General features: G+C 34.0%; 3 protein-coding genes. 1 reads left to right on the top strand and 2 read right to left on the bottom strand.

Annotated features, from left to right (window positions below; genetic code table 11):
• Nucleotides 1–553: 553 nt before the first annotated feature.
• The gene (locus QRE67_RS26095; protein WP_286125424.1) at nucleotides 554–1,066 is read right to left on the bottom strand and encodes a ClbS/DfsB family four-helix bundle protein; all 513 of its coding nucleotides are present in this window, start codon (nucleotides 1,064–1,066) and stop codon (nucleotides 554–556) included.
• Nucleotides 1,067–1,516: 450 nt separating this feature from the next.
• Between QRE67_RS26095 and mobV the strand changes: the two genes are divergently transcribed.
• Complete coding sequence (mobV, locus tag QRE67_RS26090; protein WP_286125426.1) at nucleotides 1,517–2,761, top strand: MobV family relaxase; 1,245 nt, start codon at nucleotides 1,517–1,519, stop codon at nucleotides 2,759–2,761.
• A 13-nt stretch (nucleotides 2,762–2,774) separates the two neighbouring features.
• Here the strand turns inward: mobV and QRE67_RS26085 are convergent, their stop codons facing one another.
• A complete protein-coding gene (locus QRE67_RS26085; protein ID WP_286125425.1) occupies nucleotides 2,775–3,275 on the bottom strand; it encodes a replication/maintenance protein RepL in 501 nt (166 codons plus the stop codon).
• Between the last annotated feature and the right edge of the window lie 94 nt (nucleotides 3,276–3,369).

The following is a 3,369-nucleotide window of genomic DNA, read 5'->3' as shown; positions in this document are numbered from 1 at the left end:
CCACAAATTATAAATAGCAAAAAAATAAAGTTGATTTATAACTCCACGAATTATAGGTTATAATCCCACAAATTACGGTTATAATCCCACAAATTATAACTTATAATCCCACAAATTATAGTATTTTCCTAGAAACCCAGTCATATCAACGGTTCAACCCATGTTGCCCCTTCTATTCTATTATTTTATAAAAATTAAAAGGGGCTTTTCACTATGCAATAGTCGAGTAGTATTTTTTGAGAAAACCACCCAAAAAATCTCCACTCTTTTGCTATTGCATAGTGAAATTCGGCAGGTGTGAGCATGTCGCCAAGCCGAACATACCAAAAACGAGGGTTTAGGTAGCACGACTTGGACCAGCAATTGTACCTGCCGAACCGCCAGTTCTATCGCTCTAAGCAGTAAGCTTACCCCATATTCTGTTACGTTAAGTTCCTGGGGGCTAGCCCCCAAACCCCCAGCCAGCACTCACACCCAAAAACAAGGGGAAAATCTTTTTGGTATTTATATATTTACAAGTCTATTAAAAAACACCCTGTATACAGGGTGTTTTTTAATAGTTATTTAGTCTTTTCCACTTACGAATTTTAGTTCTAAAAGTTTTAAAAGGTGCAATTGTATTGATATGAATCCATTTGTAAATGGGCCATTTGGCTTTGGTAGTAGCCCAATCTCTTTGTTCTGGATTAAACAATTCTTTATCTGTTAAAGTATTGATCCAGTTAATGATGCTATCAACTTGCTGATTTAATATATTAATTTGTTCATCTATGGAATGATTTTCATATTGCTGATAAAAATCTTTATACAACCCACCTAAATTGTTCCATTTATATTCTGGTGTTGGGGTTTGTACTTTTAATCCGTTCATTTCATCTTTTTCCCAAGATAATAAAAGACTTGTCCAGCCTAATTGATAAGAAAGCATTTGTGAAGGTGTTCTATCAACTTCTAGGATTTGTTTATCTTTTTCATCATTAGAAATATCGTGAAATTCTTTAATAAATTTGTCATATGTACTTTGTATAGTCTGAACAAGCTGTTCTTTATTTTCATAAGTTTGCAAGATTATCCCTCCTTTTTACTAAATTTAACTATACATCAAAATTATACCATTATCCAAATACAAGAATATAAGAAGTAATGATCATTATATATGTTGGTCAATCAAAACGGACCTAGCGAAGCAAAGGGAGTATTTGACTTGACCAACTGAACTACAACCGAACCCTCTTGGCATTGAACAAACGACTGTTTGTTCCTGCCAACCGGCGAGGGAGTCCCTCAAGGATTGAGGGGTTGGGGAGTTCGATTGAGGGGGTCTGGGGAAGAGTTCCCCAGTGGGTTTGGGCAAAGCCCAAGGTTTGTTTTCGCCATGCCTGGGCATGGCTCGGCGGATGCCGAAGAGCCTCGCAGAGCACGTCCAAATGTAATTTGGTATAACGTGCTAGACCAAATTATTGGTTCTAGCTAATCCCCATGTTATACTGGTTACACGGAAAGGGGTGTTTTGCTCGTGGCTCACGTTCAAAAATATGCAAAAGGAAATGTACAAGGACTATCCAATCACTGGGACAGAAAAACGGAAAATCATTCAAATCAAGATATTGATAATGAGCGTTCACATTTGAATTATGATTTATGCGAAAAAGAAGGAGATACACTTTCTCGCATGAATGATCGGTTAAGTGAAGTACATTCTTTAAATCGAAAAGATTTAAAAGTGTGTGCAGATTGGATTGTTACGTTACCAGAAAATTTGAAGGGGCTCTCTGAAAATGAACAACGTGAATTTTTTGAGAAGACCTATGAGTTTTTAGCAAATCGTTATGGCGGTGAAAAAAATGTTTTATCCGCTAACGTTCACAATGACGAAACCACACCTCATATGCACTTTGCCTTTATGCCTGTTGTTTGGGACGAGAAAAAGCAAAAGGAAAAGGTTTCAGCTAAAGAAGTTTTAACAAGAAAAGATTTAAAAACATTTCACCAGGATTTAGATAAGTTTTTAAAAAAAGAAATACCACACATCTACAAAGAAGGCATTTTAAACAATAAAACGATTGGCGTTGATACGGTTAAAGATTTGAAAAAGCATTCTGAAGAAATACTGAAACAAAAAAATGATATGGATGCAGAATTCAAGGGACACGAACAAAAGTTAGAGAAACAGATTCAATCTGTAGATAAAGAACTGAAAAGTAAAAAGAACGAGCTTCTAAATTTGAGTGAAACACTCCCTCAAAAATTTAACCTCAAAGTAAAAGGGAAAGAGAAAAAAACAGAGGTTGTAAAAACAGGTTTTTTAAAATCAGAAACAGTAACTAAAGAAACTAGAAACTGGATTGTTTCTGATAGTGAAATGAAAAGGATGCAAAAAGTCCTGAGGGATGCAAATTTCGTAAAAGAAGATTATGAGCGTTTGCAGCGTACAGATTTAGTTAAAGAGAATAAAAAATTACAGGATAGAGTTGATAGTTTAACCGATACTTTAGTTGAAACTTTTAACGAGAATACAGATTTGCAGGAGAAGAATAGAGAATTAGGTAAGGAAATAGGCTCGTTAAAAGCCCATATAAAAGATTTAAAGGAAAACGTAAAGGTTTTATACCACAACACGAAAAAAGTCCTTGGAGAGCATTTTAAAGCGTTTAGAGGACTTGTTAAGAATGAACTGGATATGAAGGGTGTAGATAATCAATTTGATCGTGAACATAAGAGAGAAATCAAGAAACAACGTGGATATGACATGGAACGTTAAAACCGCCTTAGAATCACTTCTGGGGCGGTTCGTCATTTTTGTATGTTATTTCTGTTTTAAGCTCTCTCCCTTTAACTGAATAGACTTGTTGTAATCGAATTTCTTGTATATCGTGCCAATGACCACGACCAAAATAACGAGCATTTACCTGATATGTACCAGTACCTTTTCTAAAAAGAATTTCTGCATTTACAAGTTTGTTAATGTTGTTGTTAAGAACTTGTACCGTTTTATATCCTAGTTCTTGTGCCATTTGCTTTTTTATAAAGCTATTTAAAATAATCATATTGTCATAAGACATCACTTTTAATAAGACGTTAATAACTCTATCTAAACCTTTTGGTAAATCATTTAAGGCTACAATATCTTTTAAATATATTTTTACGTAGTCGGGTTCTTTATCGACATAGGCATCTATAATTTCTTCTTCTTCTTGAATTTCACCAGTATTTATATCTATTATTTTATTTTTTGTAACTTTAGAAACCTTTTTTAACGGTCTTTCCGGTTGCATCAAATCTACCTCCTACTCGTTTTATAATTTATTTAAATTATAAAACGAGTATTTTTAAAGTGCAATATTTTTGTGAAATTTTAAATTTATAATC

This window comes from Bacillus sp. DX3.1 (genome assembly GCF_030292155.1).
In the GTDB taxonomy this organism is placed as follows: Bacteria; Bacillota; Bacilli; order Bacillales; family Bacillaceae_G; genus Bacillus_A.
This window is presented reverse-complemented; position numbering and strand designations above follow the sequence as displayed.

Excerpts from the sequence above, each read along its gene's own strand:
- QRE67_RS26085 (WP_286125425.1), bottom strand. The coding sequence starts at position 3,275 with ATGCAACCGGAAAGACCGTTAAAAAAGGTTTCTAAAGTTACAAAAAAT.